Origin of the sequence: Bifidobacterium simiiventris (genome assembly GCF_019331715.1) — a bacterium.
In the GTDB taxonomy this organism is placed as follows: domain Bacteria; phylum Actinomycetota; class Actinomycetes; order Actinomycetales; family Bifidobacteriaceae; genus Bifidobacterium; species Bifidobacterium simiiventris.
On sequence record NZ_JAHBBG010000018.1, the window covers coordinates 21,007 to 42,075 of the forward strand.

Here is a 21,069-nt window from a genome sequence, read left to right on the forward strand (position 1 = left end):
AAACGTCAGCCTGTGTTCTGCAGGCCGGCGGCGACGCCCGAAACGGTGCACAGGATCAGGTAGATGTAACCTGCCTGCTGGCTTTGGCTGAGCTCTTCCTTGTCCACCTTCTTGCGCAGCGAACGCAGGGCGAGGAACTGCGTGACAGACAGCGCGTCCACATACGGGGAACGCACACGGATCGCCTGACCGAGCACGTGACGGTGCTGCAGCGGCCACTTGTCGTTGACGATCTTGAGCACCCACTTCGTGGTCAGCTCCATCTCGTCGAGCACCTTCTTCGACAGCTCCGGATCATCGCCCAGCGCGAGGTACATCTTCGCGATGCGCTCGTCGGTCTTGGCCAGCGACATCTCGATGTTGTCGATGAACGTCGAGAACAGCGGCCACTCCTCGTACGCCGCACGCAGCGTATCGAGATCGCCGAACTGCTCGCACGCGGTGCCCAGACCGTACCAGGCGGCCAGGTTGATGCGCGCCTGCGCCCACGAGAACACCCACGGGATCGTACGCAGATCGTCGAGCGACTTCGCACCCAGACCACGCTTGGCCGGACGCGAGCCGATCGGCAGCAGGCCGACCTCGGTCAGCGGCGTGACGGTCGAGAACCACGGCGCGAAGTCCGGGGTCTGCAGCAGGTCGAGGAAGCGGTTGTGCGCGGCCTCGTCCAACTTCGCCGTCATGTCCGCGTACTTCGCGGTCATCTCGGTGTTCGTCTTCTCGACGCTCGGCGCGGACTGCAGCAGCGTCGCGGCGGCGACGGACTCGATGTGGCGCACGGCCAGAATCGGGTTGCCGTAGCGGGCGAAGATCACCTCGCCTTGCTCGGTCAGCTTGAAGCGGCAGTTCACGGAACCCTTCGGCTGGGCCAGCACCGCGCGGTTCGCGGGGCCGCCGCCACGACCGACGGCGCCGCCACGGCCGTGGAACAGCGTCAGGTCGATCTTGTGGCCCTCGGCCCACGCGACGATCCGCTGTTCGGCGGAGTGCAGCGCGAGCGTCGCGGTGGTCGGGCCGGCGTCCTTCGAGGAATCGGAGTAGCCGAGCATGACCTCCATCTTGTTGCCGGTGGCCTTCAGGCGAGCCTGCACCTCGGGGATCTTGACGATCTCCTCGAGCACGTCCACCGAATGCTCCAGATCCTCGAGCTGCTCGAACAGCGGGATCACGTCGATGGTCGGCACGTCCTCGGGATGCGCGAACGCGAGACGGTTCAGCTCGTACACGTCACGCACGTTCTGCGCGGACTTCGTGAACGAGATGATATAGCGGCGGGCGGCCTTGATGCCGTTGCGCTTCTGGATCGAGCCGAGCGCGCGGAACGTGTCGAGCACCTCGTGCGTCATCGGCTGCAGCGGGCCGCGCTCGCCGTGCAGACCGTGCTCGCGGATGTCCTCGAGCGCACGCGCGTGCACGACGGAATGCTGGCGGAACTCCATCTCGACCATGTGGAAGCCGAACGTCTCGGTCTGCCAGATCAGATCCTGCAGCGGGCCGTACGCGGAACGCTTCGCGCCCGCCGCGGCCAGCGAACGCTGGACGACCTTGAGGTCGGCGAGGAAATCGTCGGCCGAATGGTACATGAGATCGGCGTCGCGCTCGATCGTGTAGTGCAGGCGATCGGCCATGACCAGCATGACGGCGCGGTGCATCTCCTTGGTGGAGATCAGCGCGGCCTTGTCGGTCAGGCGCTCGCTCATCTCCTTCTGGTGGTTCCAGAGGTTGAGCAGCTCGGCGCTCGGCGGGGTGGTGCCGGATTCCATCGTCAGGTTGCGGCCGACCGTGCGTGTGGCCTCCTCAAGCGCGGCGAGCACGTGATCGGAGAACTTGCGGGCGACTTGGCGGCTGACCTTCGCGGTGACGTTCGGGTTGCCGTCGCGGTCGGAGCCGATCCAGCTTCCCGGATGGAAGAACGCGGGGCACACCGGTTCGACGAGGCCGGCCTTGTCGCCGAGGACCCAGTCGTCGAAACGACGGTAGACGGCCGGAATCGTGTGGAACAGCGTGTTGTCGAAGATGTCGAGGATCGTGTCCGCCTCCTCGACCGGGGTCGGCTTCTTGAGCGCGATCGGCGAGGTACGGAACAGGGCGTCGATCTCGTTGTACAGACGACGGCTGTTCTCCTTGCGGTCGGAGCCGCCGAGTGTGCGGTGCTCCTCGAGCAGTTCGGCGATGCGGCGGATCTTGCCTTCGACCGCCTTGCGGCGGGCCTCGGTCGGGTGGGCGGTGAACACCGGATGGAACTCGAGCTTTTCGAGCAGGTCCTTCGCCTTGGCCGGTCCCATCTCGTTGATGAGCTGGTGGTAGGCGGAGGTCATCTCGTTCACCGGATCGTACGCCTGATCGCCGGAGACCTCGTTCTCGCGCTGGCGCAGCACGGAGACGCGGTAGTTCTCCTCGCTCAGGTTCGCCAGGTGGAAGTACGTGGTGAACGCGCGGGCGAGCAGCTGCGCGTCGTGCAGCGACATGTTGTCGATGGTCTCCACGGCCTTCTTGAGCCCGTCCTGATCGGGATTCGGGTCAAGCATGCCTTCGAAATGCTCGGCACTGGCCTCCACGGCGTAATTGCGCACCGTGTCGAATGTGGAGAGAAGTTCGGGATCGAATTCGCCCAAAACGTCGCGCAGAATGCGCAGACACAGATCCATGTCGTATTTGAGCGACTCGGGAAGATCACGCTCTTCGGGGCCCTTGGTCCCCAGACCGGACGTCACGATCGTGGCGTCGGCGGGCGTGATCTGCTGATCATTAGTTGTCATCAGACCTCCTTTGCTGAACTCCCGGTTGTTCGGTCTGCCGACCATCCGCGGCTCCTCCGCGGTTGTGTTAGTCGGTCGTTGCGAACCCAAAGCCGTTGGTTCAACGGTTGTGGGGCTATTGTATGACCCGGTTATCGACACTTGCGTTACGGAGTTCGGGTTTCGATATGCGCGGTATTTTGTGAGATGTGACAGTCCATAATTTGGACTCCTATATGGTCGCTCAGGCGTAAGCCCACGGCGGGCGGTAAACCTGAAAGCGTGAGTCAAGGGCATCAATACGAACGAGAGGACGGCGAAAGCAGCGCCGCCGCAGTACAGCATTTCCACACGCACTCCATCCCGCTCGACATGGAAGACATCGAGCGTGACTGGGACAAACCCATCACCGAAGCGGGCATCGCCGCCAAGGCCAGCGTCATCGTGCGCGTCGGCCTGCTCGACCTGTCGGCCGGCACCGGATCGTTCCGCGTGCGCGAGATGATGCACCGCATCGCCTACCCGCTCGGCGTGCACGTTCGCGCCGACGTCAACCTCACCGACATCGAGGCCGCCTGCACCGACGGCAAGGACCGCATCACCGAGGTCATCGACCTGCCCTCCACCGGCGTCAACACCGAACGCATCTGGCTGCTCGAACACTTCGCCGACTGGTTCAGCGTCAACCTTGGCGAGGACTCCATGTACCACAGCCGGCCCGAGGTGTCGAAAGGGCTCATGCAGCACCTCGACACCAAGGACGCCTCGCAGGTGTCGGCCGAACTGGCCAAGCAGCTGCGCGAGGAGGAGAAGCACGACAAGGGCGCGGGCGCCGGAGCTGAGGACGGAAGCGACGCCAAGCCTGGGCAGGACGCCGTGCTTGACGCGCTCGAAGCCGCCAGCCGGCATGCGGATCCGGGCGATCCGCGCGCGCATCAGCTGCACGTGCACGAAACCGACTGGTCGCAGTCCGCGATGACGCAGTCGCTCGCCGCGCGGGCAGCCGTCGAACGCGAGGAGGAAGCCGAGGCTGCCCAGTCCGGCAGCGAGCCCGAGGCGTACCGAATCTCCGGCGATGCGCGGCCCGACATCGGCGACGCGGATACGGTCGCCGGCGATCCGGCACCGGCCCAATCCGGCGCATCCCCCCAATCGATCAGCGATCATGTCCGGCATCGTCCGGCCCCGCGCAGCGGATTCCTCCCCAGCGAAGCCGACGCCCGCAAGCACTCGCACAAGCCGCCGAAAGGCCAGTATGCCGAGCACTTCGACCACGTCGGCAAGGAGCGCGTCTCAGGCCGCCCCGGCATCACCGTGCGGCAGGCCCACCAGCGGCTCGACATGATCGAACGCCGCAAGCCGCTCTACTCCCCCGCCTTTGCCGGCCTCGCCTCCGCGATCGCCTGCGCATCCTTCGTGTTCCTGCTCGGCGGCGGCCCCTACGACATGATCGGCGCGTTCGTCGGCGCCGGACTCGGTCACTGGCTGCGCCGCGTGCTGTTCAAGCGTCATCTCAACCAGTTCTTCGTCACGTTCGTGTGCGTGGCGGTCGCGGCGCTCGCGTGTACGGGCACGCTGCGTCTGATCGGCCTGTTCGATCCGGTCGCGCTGCAGCACGATACCGCGTACATCGGCGCGATGCTGTTCGTCATCCCCGGATTCCCGCTCATCACGGGCGGGCTTGACATGGCGAAGATCGACTTCCCGTCCGGCGTGCAGCGCGTGACCTACGTGCTGTGCATCATCCTCATGGCCACGCTCGCCGGGTGGATGGTTGCCACGATCGTGCACCTCAACCCGCAGGGCTTCGAGCCGCTCGGGCTGAACCCGTGGGTCAATATGCTGCTGCGCGCGGTGTTCGCGTTCCTTGGTGTGTGGGGCTTCTCCGTGATGTTCAATTCCCCGCAGCGCATGTGCCTGACGGCCGCGGTGATCGGCATGATCACCGACACGTTGCGTCTCGAGATCGTGGACATGGGCGTGCCGGCCGAGGCGGGCGCGTTCATCGGCGCGTTCCTGGCCGGCATTCTGGCCACCGTGTGGCGCTCGTCGGTGCGCAAGGGGTGGCTGCCGCCGCACCTCGGCTACCCGCGCATCTGCCTGACCGTGCCGTCGATCGTCATCATGGTGCCGGGCATGTATATGTACCGCGCGATGTGGTATCTCGGCAGCTTCGAGACGCTGAGCGCGCTCGACTGGGCGTTCCGCGCGTTCATGGTCATCATCTGCCTGCCGATCGGTCTGGCGATGGCCCGCGTCATCACCGACAAGTCCTGGCGCTACGACATCTGATCTGGGGAGCCGGCGCGAATTCGTATGCCCGGGGCTGGCGCAATGCGTTGGCTCCGGGCATCGTGTTTTTTCGGTCATGCGAGGGCGCGGTGTGACGATTGAGAGGCTGGTTCTTGGGTTTGCCGAGACGGCTTGGCCTCTTGATCGTCAAACCGCTTCAGAATCTGCCCTGACGGGTGTGGATTCGCATGTAGGCCCGATGCCGCCGGCTCACAGCGTGAGACGTTGAACGGATAATACGGGCTTCGTGTCCACCCTCTCAGCGACCGTCGAATACACGAAGCAAAAAGGGAGCAGGGACGACGCGATCGATTCCCATTTCTCCCGATTCGCCATGTAATCCAACGCCGATCACGGCGACGCGAGCAACCGCGAAACCCGAGAGAACCGAGAACATATGGGACTGAACGATTTTTGGATCCTGCTCGCCATGGGCATTTATTTCGCCGCGATGCTGTCCGTCGGATTCGTGTTCTCCAAACGTTCCAACTCGTCGTCGCAAGAATATTTCGCGGGCGGCCGCGGCGTCGGCCCGTGGCTCACCGCCCTGTCCGCTGAAGCGTCCGATATGTCGGGCTGGCTGCTCATGGGTCTGCCCGGCCTCGCCTACTTCACCGGCGCGGCCGACCCGATGTGGACTGCGATCGGCCTCGCCGTCGGCACATACCTCAACTGGAAGCTCGTCGCCCGCCGTCTGCGCCGCTATTCGGTGGTCGCCGGCGACGCGATCACCATCCCCGATTTCTTCTCCAAGCGCTATCACGATCGCGAAAACATCCTCTCCACCATCGCCGCGTTCATTATCCTCGTGTTCTTCTGCGTATATGTGGGCAGCTGCTTCGTCACGGTCGGCAAGCTGTTCGCCACGCTGTTCGGCTTCGACTATCACCTCATGATGGTGCTCGGCGCGATGGTCGTGTTCGTGTACACCGTCGTGGGCGGCTACCTGTCGGTGGTGGTGACCGACTTCATCCAAGGCATGCTCATGTTCTTCGCTCTGGCCGTGGTGTTCATCGGATCGGTCGTATCGGCGGGCGGCATCGGCAATACGGTCGCGTTCCTGCGTGCCATTCCGGGCTTCCTGTCGGGCACCGAAGTCGCGGTGCCGACGCTCAACGACCTCGGCCAGCAGATCATCCGCGACGGTCAGGCCGTGTTCTCCTCGCCGCGCGACTACGGCATCATCACCATCGTGTCGATGATGGCGTGGGGCTTGGGCTATTTCGGCATGCCGCAGGTGCTGGTGCGGTTCCTGTCGATCCGCAGCGTGGAGGAGATCCGCAAGTCGCGCATCATTGCGACCTCGTGGTGCGTGCTGTCGCTGGCGTGCGGCGTGTGCATCGGCCTGGTGGGCCGCGCGATGATGCCGACCGAGTTCGCGACTCAGGCGGCGGCCGAGAACGTGTTCATCGTGATCGCGCAAACGCTGCTGCCGAGTTTCCTGTGCGGCGTGGTGGTGTCGGGCATTTTCGCCGCGTCGATGAGTTCGTCGTCGTCCTACATGATCATCGGCGCGTCCGCGATGGCGGAGAACCTGTTCCGCGGCGTGATGCATCGTCGCGCGACTGATCGTCAGGTGATGATGGTGGCGCGCGCCACGCTCGTGCTCATGTTCGTGTTCGGAGTGATCGTGGCTTACGACCAGAATTCCTCGATTTTCCAAGTCGTGTCGTACGCGTGGGCTGGCCTTGGGGCGTCGTTCGGACCGCTCATGCTGTGCTCTCTATACTGGCGGCGCACCAACCGCCCGGGTGCGATCGCGGGCATGCTCGTCGGCACGGCCGCCGTGCTGGTGTGGCACGAGTTCGTCAAGCCGCTCGGCGGCATATTCGCGATCTACGAGCTGCTGCCCGCGTTCCTGCTGTCGTTGGCCGCGATCGTGGTGGTGTCGCTCGTCACCGCCGCGCCGAGCGACGAGGTGCTCTACGAGTTCGACCACTACCTCGACCCGATCGGCACGATGGACGAGGACGGCCTCATCACTGCGGAGGTGGTGGACGAGCGCTGAGCTCCTCGGGGCGGTCCTCTCTTTTCGCCCGCCTCGTCTCTCCTTCCCCGGCCTGCGTTCTAGACGAAAACGGACGCTACGCGCCTTCCCGGAGGGCGTTTGTTCCCAGTAAACCCGGTTTCTTGCAGAAAGCGGACGCCCAATGGGTCGCCGGCGTCCGTTTTCCACCAGGATCCGCTGCCATCTCATGAAAAACGCCCTCTGGCCGAATCGTCAGAGGGCGTTTGCGTTTAATATGGCGCATATCCTGGCGAAAAACAGACGCCAGAACATCAGCCGTCGGATCGGGGCGGATCCGAAATGCTCAGTACTTCATGCCCATGGCCTCGCGCACCTGCTCGAGGGTCTCCTCGGCGATGGCGTTCGCGCGCTTGTTGCCGTCGTGCAGCACGTCGCGCACGTAGTCCATGTCCTTCGCCAGCTCGGCGCGGCGCTCGCGGTGCGGCGCGAGGAACGCGTTCACGGATTCGATCACATACGCCTTGAGCGCGCCGGCGCCCGCCTCGCCGATCTCTTCGGCGATCTCCTTCGGGTCGCGTCCGGTCACGAGACCTGCGGTGGTCAGCAGCGCGGACACCTGCGGGCGCGCGATCGGATCGAACGTGATGCGGCGCTCGGAATCGGTCGGGCTCTTCTTGATGAGCTTCGCGGTCTCCTCCGCGGTCGCGCCCAGCATGATCGAGTTGCCGTACGACTTGCTCATCTTGCGCCCGTCAAGGCCCGGGATCTCCGGCGCCTCCGACAGGATCGCGGCCGGCTCCGGGAACACCGGGTGCTTCTTCGCGTAGCGCTCGTTGAAGCGGCGCGCGATGGTGCGCGTGATCTCCACGTGCGGCAGGTTGTCCTTGCCGATCGGCACGACGTTCGCCTTGCAGAACAGGATGTCGCACGCCTGATGCACCGGGTAGGTCAGCAGCAGGCCGGTCAGCGCGTGGCCCGACGCCTCCATCTCGGACTTGACGGTCGGGTTGCGGTGCAGTTCGGCCTCGGTGACGAGCGAGAGGAACGGCAGCATGAGCTGGTTCTCGGCCGGCACGGCGGAGTGCGTGAAGATCATGGTCTTCTTCGGGTCGATGCCCGCGGCCATGTAGTCGAGCACGAGGTTGAGGACGTTGTCCTGGATGTGCTCGGTGGTGTCGCGGTCGGTGATGACCTGGTAGTCCGCGATGATGATGTTCGTGTTCACGCCGCGCTCCTGCATGGCGACGCGTTCGCGGATGGAACCGAAGTAGTGTCCGAGATGCAGACGGCCGGTCGGGCGGTCGCCGGTGAGCATGGTGAACTTGCCCGGGTTGGCTTCGAGCTTGGCGAGCGTTTCGTCCGAGCGCTTCTTCGCCGCGAGGAAGCTCGCGCTCATTTCGTTGCCGGCAGCGGTCAACTGCTGTTCCTGGGTTTCGTCCGTCATTATTCCCCGCCTTTGCGCGTGTGAAAACACCTGAAAATATCGCTTTTATCGTAAAAGTCCGAGCCGACAAGCCCAACCGTGCAAACAAGTGGTACTCTCTTATGTGATGATTCAACACGTACAGTAATTTCAGGGGGTCACATGGGCCGCGGACGTCAGAAAGCCAAGCAGCAGAAAATTGCCCGAAAGCTCAAGTATTTGACCACTGATACTGATTACGACGAGCTCGCCAAGGAGCTGAGCGAACAGGAGCCGGGAGTCGGTTCTCCGGATCCGTTCGCCGATATCGAAGCCCAGTATGCCCACCATGCGGACGCTGATTCGGACGATTCCGTCGAGTCGTCGGCAACGTCCGGCGCCGCGGTCGACGACGATCTCGACGAGTACGCGAAGTGGGCCGCCGAGGCCGCCGCGAAGGCGACCAGCGGCGAGTTCCCGGCCGCAAAGGCCAAGCCGGCCGCCATGCCGAAGCCGCACAAGCCGATTCCCATGCCGGTGCCGAGCGCGCTCAAGCCCAAGAAGGACTGAGCGGCCAATACGCCTGTTGCTGCGTGGCGGATGACGCTCACCGATGATCCGTCGGTGAGCGTCATCCGCCATTTTGATTATTCGGCGGCGTTTTTTTCTCTTGCTTGCGGCCTGTCGGTGAGCGTTTTCCGCCAGTGGTCGCAGATGCTCGCAGGATCCTGCGGACGGGATGATCGGCACTGCCGACCGTGGGTGCGCGGCCGTCTTATAGCGGCAGCAGATCGCTCAGATCGTCGCGCTCGCCCACTGCGGTGATATGGCCGGCGTCGCGCTCCTCGTCCCACGTGGTGATGCCGGCGGCGAGGCGCAGCCAGACATCCGGATCGAGTTCGATCACGTCGGGCGGGGTGAGGTTGTGCGGGTCGGACGCCGGACCGTCGAGAATCTTGATCGCGCCCCACGGGGCCACGCGTACCTCCACGCCGGGGCCGGGCGCGCGGCGCTCCAGCAGGAACAGCGTGTAGCGTACGGCCATCGCCCAGATCGGTCGAGGCAGTGCCGGATTGATTTCCAGCCGTGTGGCGATCGGGATGACAAGCATCGTCTCGTCGGCGGATCGCGTTGCATGATCGGCGCTGTTCGTCGAACCATCCAACTCCCGACGTGCCGCATGATCGGTCGGCGATCCAGCCGACGGGCCGGTCGCATCGCCGACGGACTGCGCCAGCTGTTCGTGCGCGGCGTCGCGCCATCGTGCCCACGCCAGTCGCCCTTTGTCCAAGTCCTGTTCTCGAATCACAGCCATGCCTCTACCCTACCCGCACTTCGCCGGACGCGCCGTGATTCCGTCGGCCGGTCGCGCGGGTCGGCTGTGCGGGTCGGCTGTATCAATCGGCCGTATCGGTCAGTTGTATCGATTGACCGTCGTCCGGCCGTCGTCCGGCTACGTTGGCGGCTCCCCCGATCGTGAGCGTGAACAGAGGTTGCCGCATACGCTGTCATTCGGTATCGTACCGGTTCGATAATGTAGCAATCGTTCGCGGTACCAACCGGTCGATCAGCCGCGTGTTGCGTGGCGTCTGGCCGGATCGGGCCATCGCGAAGCACCGCTACGTTGCGTGTCGCGCCCTGTGTTGTATGATTGCAACGTTGATGCAAACGATTGCAGGACGTAATGCAGCGTTCATCTTGACGTTTATGCGCCGTCACCGCGGCGGGGCATAATGACAAGGGACAACACAACGGAAAGAGAGTCAAATATGACTGAAATTACCGCACCCAAGTCGCCGGTCACGACCGCCGAGTTCGCCGACGAGATTCGTGAGCAGCTGAAGTACTCTCAGGGTGTCACCGTCGAGCAGGCCACCGCGGCTGATGTCTACGTCGCCGCCGCCAAGGCCGTGCGCAATCATCTTGCGGACGCGTGGTTCACCACGCAGGCCGATACCGTCAACGGCAACACCAAGGCCGTCGGCTACCTGTCCGCCGAATTCCTCATGGGCAAGCAGCTCGAGAACGCGCTGCTCAACGCCGGCCTGACCGACCAGTTCAACGAGGCCGTCGAATCCCTCGGCTTCAAGCCGAAGGACATCGTCGACGCCGAGTACGAGCCGGGCCTGGGCAACGGCGGCCTCGGACGTCTCGCCGCCTGCTTCATCGACTCGCTCGCCTCCCTCGGCGTGCCGGCGTTCGGCTACGGCATCCAGTACAAGTACGGCATCTTCAAGCAGAAGTTCGACGAGAACGGCAAGCAGGTCGAAACCCCGGACTACTGGCTGAGCAACGAGGAGCCGTGGGGCCACATCGACTACAACCGCGACCAGAAGGTCTCTTTCGGCGGCGAGGTCGTCGAGGAGAACGGCAAGAAGGTGTGGAAGCCGGCCTGGTCCGTGCGCGCCGTGCCGGTCGACTACCTGGTGCCGGGCTACAAGTCCCAGCGCGTGAACACGCTGCGCCTGTGGACCGCCAAGTCCTACGACGAGTTCGATCTGCTCGCGTTCAACCGCTCCGAGTACATGGAGGCCGTCGAGCCGCAGGTCAAGGCCGAGAACATCTCCAAGATCCTGTACCCGGAAGACTCCACCAAGGTCGGCAAGGAACTGCGCCTCGAGCAGCAGTACTTCTTCGTCTCCGCCTCGCTGCACGACGCGATCCGCGTCTTCTACCCGGGCCAGGACAAGCCGGATCTGACCACCTTCCCGAACAAGATCACGTTCCAGCTCAACGACACCCACCCGGTCATCGGCATCCCGGAGCTCATGCGCATCCTCATCGATGAGTACGGCTACGACTGGGATACCGCGTGGTCCATCACCCAGAAGACCTTCAACTACACCTGCCACACGCTGCTGCCGGAAGCCCTCGAGGTGTGGCCGGCCAGCCTGATCGGCGAGCTGCTGCCGCGTCACCTCGAGATCATCGAGAAGATCAACGAGCAGTTCGAGGCTGAGCTCAAGGCCAAGGGCGTGGACGAGGCGACCGCCAAGGACATGGCGATCTACACCGGCGATGCCGTGCGCATGGCCTACCTCGCCACCTACGGCGGCTCCCACGTCAACGGCGTGGCCGAGCTGCACTCCCAGCTGCTCAAGGACGTCACGCTGAAGAACTTCTCCGATGTGTACCCGGACAAGTTCACCAACGTGACCAACGGCGTGACCCCGCGTCGCTTCGTCAAGCTCGCCAACCCGGCGCTGTCCGACCTCATCACCGAGGGCCTCGGCACCGACAAGTGGGTTTCCGACCTTGAGATGCTCTCCGGCCTGGTCCCGCTGGCCCAGGACGACGAGTTCGTCAAGAAGTTCGCCGCCGTCAAGGCCGCCAACAAGCACGCGTTCGTCGGCTTCGCCAAGGATCACTACGGCCTCGACATCGACGAGAACACCATGTTCAACACGATGGTCAAGCGTCTGCACGAGTACAAGCGCCAGTCGCTGAAGATCCTCGCCGTCATCTCCAAGTACGCCGCCATCAAGAACGGCACCGTCTCGGCCGACGACATCCTGCCGCGCACCGTGTTCTTCGGCGCGAAGGCCGCCCCTGGCTACTACTTGGCCAAGATGACCATCGAGCTCATCAACAACGTCTCCAAGGTCGTCAACAACGATCCGGACGTCAAGGGCAAGCTGGCCGTCCACATGCTGCCGAACTACAACATCGAGATGGCCCAGAACCTCATCCCGGCCACCGAACTCGACGAGCAGATCTCGCAGGCCGGCAAGGAAGCGTCCGGCACCGGCAACATGAAGTTCGCCCTCAACGGCGCGCTCACCGTCGGCACGCTCGACGGCGCGAACGTCGAGATCCGCGAGCGTGTCGGCGCCGATAACTTCTTCCTCTTCGGCATGACCGTCGACGAGGTCGAGAAGCTGTACGCCGACGGCTACGATCCGGCCAAGTACTACGAGGCCGATCCGCGACTCAAGCAGGCCATCGACCTCGTCGCCGGCGGCACCTTCTCCAACGGCGACCGCAACGTCTACGCGCCGCTCGTCGCCGACTGGCTGACCAAGGACTGGTTCATGACGCTCGCGGACTTCTCCGCCTACGCCGACATCCAGTCCGAGATCGAGAAGCTCTACCGCGACCCGCTCGAGTGGAACCGCAAGGCCCTGCTCAACGTCGCGAACTCCGGTTTCTTCAGCTCCGACCGTTCGATGGAGGATTACCTCGAGCGCATCTGGCACACCGGTCCGCTCGCCGACTGACGGAGCGTATACCGCCTTTCCTCACCACTCGCTGTGCTGAGCACAGCTTCGGGTTCGGACGGCGGTTTCCGCACGCGTCAGTCGACTCGCTCCTCTGGCCTGAACATGGAGTGTCCGCGGCGCTGAGCCGTATAAGGAACAGTCCAGTGGGCTGTTCCTAGGCGAAGTGAGCAGCTATGCTGCGAAGGCTGCGTGTTACGCAGCTCCTCGGTCGACGTGCTGAGCACGCCTTCCCTCGGCGCGCCTAGAGGACACACGCATGCTCAGTCCATAGGACTGCGTCCGCTCGCCTGATCGGCGAAGAGGCCTGACTGTGGGAGGGGTGTCTCGGATCGAACATCATTTGACGTTCGATCCGAGACACCCCTCCTCTTTCGTAATGAATGCGTGAGGATGACCGGGTTGGTCAAACCTTCCCAGGCTTACGGCCGTTTTCGTGGGTGTAGCCGGCCGTATGCCCGGGAGGGTGACCGGTCATCGATGGTGGTTCCCGGGCTTACGGCCGTTTTGGGCCTTGGAACTGGCCGTATGCCCGGGAGAGATTGCCGTTGTTCCGTCACGGTTTGTCCGCTAGATCTATAAGTGGGTGGATTCGGATGCGGATACTTCCGTAAGTGGACGGATCGAACACGGATACTTCCGTAAGTGGGTGAATTCGGACGCTACTGCCGCGTAAGTGGGTAGAACTGGACCCGGATCGTGCCGATATCCCATAGGTGGGTAAATACGTACCGTGTAGACCCGATTTACCGCTCTAAATAGTACTGATTTACCCACTTTCCATTGTGGGCGTCCATATTTACCCACCTATGTGATCTGGGTGTCCGTAATCCCCCACTTATCCTGCTTCCCCATACAAGTGGGCATCGAGACGTACTCCCGCACCGCGGATGCTTCGGTTCTCATCGGTCATCATTGATTTTCGGGTCACGCGGGCAACAAAAAACCCGTACCGCAATCGATCACGGTACGGGATCATTCCATAGACTCGGCAACGGCGGCATATGTCATGCGTCGCCGTTATCGGTCAGCCGGACACAGACGAACCAATCGAAACCAGCCGATCAGACCGGTCAGCCGATCAGACCGGTCAGCCCCGGCCATCCGCCAGCCGACGGAATCGGTATCAGGCCTCAGCCGGAGCGGCGGTCTCGGACGGCTCGGCCTCAGCGGCGGCCGGCTCCTCGGCGGCCTCCTTGTTCAGGCCAAGATCGACCGGCGACGAGCTGTTCTCCCACGGCTCCTCCCACGGATCGTAATCCGGGTTCTGCTGCTTGTAGATGTACAGGCCCACCAAGCCGGCGAGCAGAGCGCCGAACAGCAGCGCAAAGAACTTCCAACCGTTAGAAGACTTGTTCTCCATGACGGCTCCTTTCCCAATCGTGCGGCCGGCTTGCCCATCCAAGCCAACTCTGCTCCCCATCTTAGAACGCCGAATGTGACGATTGGGTGGATTTACGCGCATCCCCGATCTGGCATGTCGTCCGATCCGCACCCGTCCGATACAGTGACTCTATGGCATATCACGGTTTCAGTTTGTTCCCCGGCTCCCCCAGCCTGCGCGACCTGTTCAACAAACGCGCGATCCGTTACCACTGGCGCGACGGCGGTCCGGTGTTCACCACCGCGATCCTGCTGATCTGCGTGGCCGTGTGGCTGATCGAGCTGCTGCTGTCGCTCGTGTGGCCGTCCGGACTGGTCGCGATGCTGAATGTCGGCGCGTTTCAGCCGATGCTCGCGACCCGCCATCCGTGGACGTTCCTTACGTCGATGTTCCTGCACCAGCCGACGTCGATTCTGCACATTCTGTTCAACATGCTGACATTGTGGTCGGTCGCACCGATGCTCGAACGGATGATGGGCCACTGGTCGTTCCTGACGCTGTACGTGCTGTCGGGCATCGGCGGCGGGTTCGGCATGATGGCGTGGGGCGTGCTTTGGCCGGGCGGTGCGGGCTGGCTGAACGCGGCGTATGGTGCGTCGGGCGCGCTGTTCGGGCTGTTTGCGGCAATGCTGGTCGTGTACCGGCGGATCGGTGCGGATATCAGTTCGATGATGGTGTGGATGGTGATCAATTTCGCGATGCCGGTGGTGGTGCCGAACATCGCGTGGCAGGCGCATGTGGGCGGGTTCCTGATCGGCGGACTGTTCACGTGGCTGCTGGTGACGCCGAAGTTGCAGTGGTCGCGCGGCAAGAGCCTGCAGTACCGGACGACGGTGTACGGCACGGCCGTGTTCGTGCTGATGCTGGTGCTGATCGCGGTGTGTGAGCTATTCAATCCGGGCAGCGTGTTGGGATTGCTGGGATAGATGCGGCTGGGCGTGCGGCGTCCGGACGGTGGACAGGGTGGTCAACTGGATGATTGCCTCGCGTGGAATTACACACGTGTAGTTTTCCACATTTGTGGAAAACCATGTGGATAACTTGGGTATAACTGTGTGGAATCGGTGGATAAGTCGTGGATAAACGACTTATCCACCGATTGTTATATGTGGGGATCGTTGGAATTCCAACGATTGTGGATTGTGGATAAGATAAGCGGCAAGTTGTCCACATTTCGCTGATATGAGTCGTTCGGCAGGAGTTTTCCACATGATGTGGATAACTATGGGGATAACTAGTGGATAAGTGGCGTATTTGAGTGGATAACTGCGTGCGTAACGGTGGATATCTTGTGGATAAGCTGTGGATAACTTTCGAAAGCCGTTGGAATCGTTGAGTTTTCGGGTGTGGATAACTTATATATACGCATGGCTTTGCGTATGTGGATAACTCAGGTGTCCATACAATGCGGCGCATGTGGATAACCGGCTCGTTTGTTCGCGTTTTTCCGTGTATGTGAATAACTGCCTGTCCGTGCGCGGAGTCGCCTGTGGATATCCTGCCTTGCGCCCACCGATCCGCGCCCCCGCTTGACTTTCCATATTGGAAAGCGTTATACTTTCCATAACGGAAACAATCATGGTGATGCGCAACCCGTGAACGCTTCCGGACCGGTCAATCAATCGCACGATCGCACCGCACGACATATATGGCACCGATCGTTTCTCGACAAACACAACCCGTCCAGTTCGCATCCAGTTCACCGTATTCGCCGTCGTTCATCGTCGGCGCTCAGCACAAGGAAGTCATCATGAACCGCAATCACCAATCGACAATCCCGACTCAGTCTGCACGGCAAACGCAACAATCTGAACCGCGGCAATCCAGTCGATCCGAGCAGTCCGACCGGCCCGGCCAGTCCCAGCTCTCCGCCGCGGACGCGCTCTCCTTCCTCGCTGCCGACCGCGAAGCCACAGCCGACCGATACACGCTCCCCTTCTCTTTCGACCTGATCATGTGTGTGTTCCTGGGCCTGATGCTCGCGGCGTTCTGGCTGCTAACCCGTGACATACTCACTCCCGGCAGTCCCGTATTCGCCGTCGCATGCGTGGGCTTCATCGCCGCACTGGTTGCGTCGGTGGCCGCGCTCATGAGCATATGGCGCAAACGCGGCATCCACGCCGTCATCTGGCCTCCGACCCGTCTGGCTGCGGTGTATATGGTACTTGAATTCATCTTGGGGATCGTCGTGACCGGCGTCCTCGTGATCGCGCCGCTCCCCCACTGGCAGGCCGCTCTCGTCATCGTCGCCACCGCACTCGCCGCGCTGCTGCTCGAACGGCTGACCTACCGCGACATCCGCCGCTACATCATCGCCGGCGGCTCCATGTCGCCATACGTGCTGGGACACAACCATCGCCGCTACGGTGCGAACGGCGAACTGTGGACGATGGCGCGATTCCGCGCGCTTCCTGACGACGAACGGCGTGAGGCCGCGCAACTGGTCGTCATGCCACTGTGGTTCTATCCGTTCGTGGCTGCAGGGGCGGTGGCTGTGATCTGGGCCGTCGGCGATGTTGCGGCAATGGTCTCGGCTGGAGCCTTCTCGTGGCATCGTGCGATTGACGCCACATTCCTGGCATCGTGCGCGGGCGTGATGTTCGAACGCGTCGTGCAATATGTGCGCGACAACAATATGGATACCCGTATGCGGCCGCCGACCCGCGTCTGCTGGGCGCTGATGATCGCCATGTGGGTGACGTGCCTTGTGCCGGTCTACCTTTCCGGATTCGCCATCGGATACGCGGCGCGTCATGCGGAGCCGCCCGTTGGGGAACTGTTCATCGGCGGCGCAGTGTTCGTGGTGCTGTTCTCGGCGCTCGGATGGATGTACGACCGCAAACAGCGCGATGCGATCGCGGCGGGAGCGTGATCGACATGGCCGGTATGATAAGGGTTCCATGCCTGGGATGTCTGGGATATCTGGGATGCCTGGGTGGGAATGACCGTGAACCGCGGAAAGGAGGCGCATCGTGGACGAACCGCAGTTCAACGAAGTGATCCACGCGCCGATGCGCCTGCGCATCTGCGGCATGCTGCACAGCGCCGGAGAGATCGAATTCGCCGCAATCCGCGATATGCTCGGCGTGAGCGACGCCGTATGCTCCAAACACCTGAAGGTCTTGGCGGAGAACGGCTATGTCTCGCTCGACAAGCGTCCGGGGCCGCGCAACGGACACGACATCACCTGGGTGTCGCTCACCGGTGAAGGGGCCAAGGCGTTCTCCGAGCATATCGCCGCCCTCCAGCTCATCGCCGGCATGGCGTAACGCATCTCTTTATCTTTATCGATTTCGTGATTTTCATGCTTTTCATGATCAGTCGAGTGATCAATGTCTCGCCCGATATCGTATGGGCGCATTCAGCAAAGGAGCCATCATCATGTCCACCGTAACGTTTGAACCCGTAGACGGCGCCGCTTCGCCGGTCGCCGCCCCGGTCAACCCCCGAACTCTCGTCGGCCGTGCCTCGATCCTGCTCATCGCCTACATGGCGCTGATGCAGGTGTTCGGCCTCCTCTCCGAACACGTGGCCCCGCTCGTCGGCATCCCTTCTGCCATCGCCCAGCCGGCCGCGCAAATCATCGGTCTCACCGGCGCCGCAGTCGTCCTTGCCGCAACCGCGATCCCCCTCATCCGCACCCGCACGTTCTGGCTCGGCGAGCCGTCCCCGCAGGCCCACAAGCGCATGACCCCGCGCCGTGCGCTCATGCTCGTCGCGACGATGCTGCTGATCCAATGCGTCAGCACCATCATCTCCTCGCTGCTGCAAACGGCGTTCGGCCTGGTGGGCGTCCAGCTGAAATCGGCATCGATGGAGGGCATCAACGGCATGGTCTCCGATTCATGGCTGATGGTGGTCGCCGTCGTGCTGGTCGGCCCGCTCGTGGAGGAGATCGTATGCCGTGGTCTGATACTGCGCTCGCTGGCTGGCCGCGGCAAGATGTTCGCGTTGACGACCAGCGCCGTGCTGTTCGGTCTGATGCATGGCGATGTACTGCAAGGCCTGTTCGCCGTGATGCTCGGCCTGTTGCTGGGCTATGTGGCGATGGAGTATTCGCTGTTGTGGGCAATCGTGCTGCACTGCGTGACGAATGCGTTCGCCACATTCATGGCGCAAGTGGCGGGCGGGCAGTCGCCGGAGGTGACTGTCGTAATCGGCCTGGCGCTGATCGTGGTCTATATCGTCTCCGCGGTGCTGCTGTTCCGTCGCCGTTCCGCGATCCGCGAATACATCGCCGCCAACCGTTCACTGCGCGGCAGTTACGTCGGCTGGGCGTCGCCGTGGTTCCTGCTCGTGGTGGCGTACTTCGCGGTGTGCGCTTTCGCCGGCTTCTCGCTGATGTGATGCCCGGGCGCCGGCGCCGTTCGATCCGCCGACGGACGCGAATCGGACGCAACCGATACCCGGTCGGAGCGCAGCCGAGGCGGCGTGGATACTGCGGATGCCGAAGCCGGACGCCGCGCACATGGAATCCGTGCCGTTTTCGCCCACCGCGGCGCATACAATAACGCACATGGAACAAAAAGACGTCCTCAAAGCACTGCAGCGTGACCATGCGGCCGAACTCAAGCTCGCCGCCGAACGGTTGAAGGGGACCGCTCGTCACACCGAAATCATCCCCTCGCCGATCCTGTCCGAGATGACCGGTCACAAGATTCTCCTCAAGCCCGAGAACCTGCAGGTCACCGGATCGTTCAAGATCCGCGGTGCATACAACAAGATCGCCTCCCTGTCCGACGAGGAACTCGCCCGCGGCATCGTCACCGCGTCTGCCGGCAACCACGCGCAGGGCGTCGCCTACGCGGCCCGCGAACGTGGCGCGAAAGCCACGATCTGCATGCCGACCATCACCCCGCCGCTCAAGGTCGACGCCACCAAGGCGTACGGCGCCGACGTGGTGCTCTACGGCGACGTGTTCGACGAGGCCGCCGCGCACGCGCTCGAGCTGAGCGAGCAGCAGGGCATGATCTATGTGCCGCCGTTCGACGATTACGAGGTTATCTGCGGCCAGGGCACGATCGGCCTGGAAATCCTCGAGGACGTGCCGGACGTGACCGATGTGGTCGTGCCGCTCGGCGGCGGCGGACTGGGCGCTGGCGTGGCGCTCGCGATCAAGACATTCAAACCGGATGTGCGCGTGATCGGCGCGATTCCTGAGGGCTCTCCGGCGTGGAAGGATTCGTTCGCGGCGGGCCGCGTGTCCCCCGCCGATCAGGTGGTCACCTCCGCGGAGGGCGTGGCCGTCAAGCACCCGGGCGACCTGCCGTTCGCTCTGCTCAACGAGTTCCTTGATGATCTCGTGACCGTGACCGAGCGCGATATCAACGAGATGATCCTGCTCATGCTCGAAAAGCACAAGCTGGTGGTCGAGGCGGCGGGCGCGGTGTCGCTGGCCGCGCTCGAGCATCTGAACCTGCGTTCGCGCAAGTTCGCGTCCGCACCGGGGCCGCATGTGGTGGTGCCGATCATGTCGGGCGGCAACATCGATACCGTTACGATCGGCGCGGTGATCCAGAAGGGCATGATCGCGCGAGGCCGCATCATGAACTTCGAGGTCGAGCTGCCGGACATCCCGGGCCAGCTGGTCAAGGTCGCCACGCTGCTCGCCAACGAGCGCGCGAACGTGATCGCGCTGGATCACGATCAGTTCAAGGCGTCCGGCCATTACACGAACGCGGTGTCGCTGAGCGTCACCGTTGAGACGAACGGCCCGGATCATATTGACCGTGTGCTTGCCGCTCTGCGCAACGCTGGCTTCCAGCCGAAGCGCATCTACTGATCGCTGATACGGTTCGGCCGATATAACGGATTGTCCCCGTCGATCATGTAATCGACGGGGACAATCCGTTAGCCATATTGTGTGCATTACTGTGCGGCCGCGATCGTCTCGTCCACGAGCTGCGGCAGCGCGACGGCGATATCCTCGCGGATGAGGCGCGTGGCGAGTCGGTCGTACTGCGTGCGTCCCATGTTCATGATTGTGATCGGCACTCCGGCCTGCGCGGCCACCGGCACCAACGATGCGGCCGGAAACACTTCGAGCGTCGAACCGATCACCCAGAACTCATCCGCTTCGGTGACGCGCTTCATCGACTTCTCCATCGCCCCGTCCGGCAGCTGCTCGCCAAAATACACGACGTCGGTTTTGATCAACCCGTTGCACGGCATGTTGCCGTTGTATGGCAGCTTGCGGTGGCAGTGCGGATCCGGTTCCTCGTCCAGCCGCGCCATGATGTCGGCCGTATCGTACTTCGCGTGGCACTTCATGCAGTGCGATGTGCCGATCGTGCCATGCAGGTTCACGATCACATCCGGCGAGTTGCCGGCCTTTTCATGCAGCGCGTCGAAGTTCTGCGTGGCAAGCAGCGTGAGCAGACCCGCCTTCTCCAGTTTGACGAGCGCCTGGTGTGCGGTGCCTGGCTGCGCGTTCCATACGGGCGACTCCTTTTGCCAGCGCCACGAATACTCGCGCTCTTTCTTATTGGTAAGAAACGCGTCGATGTCGTAGACGCTCATCTGCTCGGGGTGCTTGGTCCAGACGCCGTCCGGGCCGCGGAAGTCGGGGATGCCTGCGGACGTGGAGATGCCCGCGCCGGTTAATACTGCGATCTTTTTCGTCATATACATAGGTATACGCCGGTTGCGTGCGGAACGTGTATCGATGATGAACGACGGTTGGCGGGCGGTTGACTGGGGATTGAAATGTTGCGACACGCCGTTCGAGAGGTGGATTGGGATACGAAAACGGTGATTTTGGGGTTTAGGATAGTCTCAGAAGGCACGAAAAGCCTGTTTGCAACACGCCGAGGGAACCGTTTGTTTGCAACGGTTTTCGGCTTTGCTATGCCCGCCGGTTTGCGCGGATCGGGATGGTGGTGTAAGTTTATCTCTTGCTGCCGGTCAGCGACTGGTTCTCTTCCTGAGGATGAGGAACTGATCGTGTGGTGGTGGTTTGAGAACTCAAGAGCGTGTTTGTACTACTTCTTTATAGTCAATGATTGCCAGTTCATTCCTCGCTTCCTGTTTGGGGAGTCCATGAGAGTGGTTAATGAGGGGTGAGGTTT

14 protein-coding genes are annotated in these 21,069 nt (G+C 62.7%); 9 read left to right on the forward strand and 5 right to left on the reverse strand.

What is annotated here, in order from left to right; all coding sequences use genetic code 11:
• Window positions 1–5 precede the first annotated feature (5 nt).
• Window positions 6–2,759, reverse strand: a complete 2,754-nt coding sequence (locus tag KIH76_RS11015; RefSeq protein ID WP_214374880.1) for a phosphoenolpyruvate carboxylase — start codon at window positions 2,757–2,759, stop codon at window positions 6–8.
• A 351-nt stretch (window positions 2,760–3,110) separates the two neighbouring features.
• On the opposite strand from KIH76_RS11015, the gene KIH76_RS11020 reads away from it, so the two are divergent.
• Complete coding sequence (locus KIH76_RS11020; protein ID WP_214374893.1) at window positions 3,111–5,030, forward strand: threonine/serine exporter family protein; 1,920 nt, start codon at window positions 3,111–3,113, stop codon at window positions 5,028–5,030.
• Window positions 5,031–5,427: 397 nt separating this feature from the next.
• Window positions 5,428–7,038, forward strand: coding sequence for a sodium/proline symporter (locus KIH76_RS11025; protein WP_214374881.1), 1,611 nt, complete (start codon window positions 5,428–5,430; stop codon window positions 7,036–7,038).
• 304 nt (window positions 7,039–7,342) lie between these two features.
• Here the strand turns inward: KIH76_RS11025 and trpS are convergent, their stop codons facing one another.
• Complete coding sequence (gene trpS, locus KIH76_RS11030; protein ID WP_214374882.1) at window positions 7,343–8,443, reverse strand: tryptophan--tRNA ligase; 1,101 nt, start codon at window positions 8,441–8,443, stop codon at window positions 7,343–7,345.
• 141 nt (window positions 8,444–8,584) lie between these two features.
• On the opposite strand from trpS, the gene KIH76_RS11035 reads away from it, so the two are divergent.
• A complete protein-coding gene (locus KIH76_RS11035) occupies window positions 8,585–8,971 on the forward strand; it encodes a DUF3073 domain-containing protein (RefSeq protein ID WP_214374883.1) in 387 nt (128 codons plus the stop codon).
• A gap of 205 nt (window positions 8,972–9,176) precedes the next feature.
• On the opposite strand, the gene KIH76_RS11040 is transcribed toward KIH76_RS11035, so the two are convergent.
• Window positions 9,177–9,716 carry a sterol carrier family protein gene (locus tag KIH76_RS11040; protein WP_214374884.1) on the reverse strand — a complete coding sequence of 180 codons (540 nt, stop codon included), beginning with the start codon at window positions 9,714–9,716 and terminating at the stop codon, window positions 9,177–9,179.
• Window positions 9,717–10,170: 454 nt separating this feature from the next.
• Here KIH76_RS11040 and KIH76_RS11045 point away from each other — a divergent pair, with 454 nt between their 5' ends.
• The gene (locus tag KIH76_RS11045; protein WP_214374885.1) at window positions 10,171–12,618 is read left to right on the forward strand and encodes a glycogen/starch/alpha-glucan phosphorylase; all 2,448 of its coding nucleotides are present in this window, start codon (window positions 10,171–10,173) and stop codon (window positions 12,616–12,618) included.
• Between the two features lie 1,126 nt (window positions 12,619–13,744).
• Here the strand turns inward: KIH76_RS11045 and KIH76_RS11050 are convergent.
• Window positions 13,745–13,981 (reverse strand): hypothetical protein, encoded by a 237-nt coding sequence (locus KIH76_RS11050; RefSeq protein WP_214374886.1) that lies wholly within the window; start codon window positions 13,979–13,981, stop codon window positions 13,745–13,747.
• A gap of 152 nt (window positions 13,982–14,133) precedes the next feature.
• Between KIH76_RS11050 and KIH76_RS11055 the strand changes: the two genes are divergently transcribed.
• From KIH76_RS11055 to ilvA, 5 genes are all read left to right on the forward strand, one after another.
• Window positions 14,134–14,928 carry a rhomboid family intramembrane serine protease gene (locus tag KIH76_RS11055; protein ID WP_214374887.1) on the forward strand — a complete coding sequence of 265 codons (795 nt, stop codon included), beginning with the start codon at window positions 14,134–14,136 and terminating at the stop codon, window positions 14,926–14,928.
• Window positions 14,929–15,752: 824 nt separating this feature from the next.
• The gene (locus KIH76_RS11060) at window positions 15,753–16,874 is read left to right on the forward strand and encodes a hypothetical protein (protein WP_214374888.1); all 1,122 of its coding nucleotides are present in this window, start codon (window positions 15,753–15,755) and stop codon (window positions 16,872–16,874) included.
• 100 nt (window positions 16,875–16,974) lie between these two features.
• On the forward strand, window positions 16,975–17,271 hold the full coding sequence (locus KIH76_RS11065; protein WP_338023679.1) for a transcriptional regulator: 297 nt from the start codon (window positions 16,975–16,977) through the stop codon (window positions 17,269–17,271).
• 112 nt (window positions 17,272–17,383) lie between these two features.
• Window positions 17,384–18,349: a CPBP family intramembrane glutamic endopeptidase gene (locus KIH76_RS11070; protein WP_214374889.1), complete on the forward strand. Its 966-nt coding sequence runs from the start codon at window positions 17,384–17,386 to the stop codon at window positions 18,347–18,349.
• Between the two features lie 169 nt (window positions 18,350–18,518).
• A complete protein-coding gene (gene ilvA, locus KIH76_RS11075; RefSeq protein ID WP_214374890.1) occupies window positions 18,519–19,784 on the forward strand; it encodes a threonine ammonia-lyase in 1,266 nt (421 codons plus the stop codon).
• Window positions 19,785–19,870: 86 nt separating this feature from the next.
• Here the strand turns inward: ilvA and KIH76_RS11080 are convergent, their stop codons facing one another.
• Window positions 19,871–20,626 (reverse strand): SIR2 family NAD-dependent protein deacylase, encoded by a 756-nt coding sequence (locus tag KIH76_RS11080; RefSeq protein ID WP_214374895.1) that lies wholly within the window; start codon window positions 20,624–20,626, stop codon window positions 19,871–19,873.
• Between the last annotated feature and the right edge of the window lie 443 nt (window positions 20,627–21,069).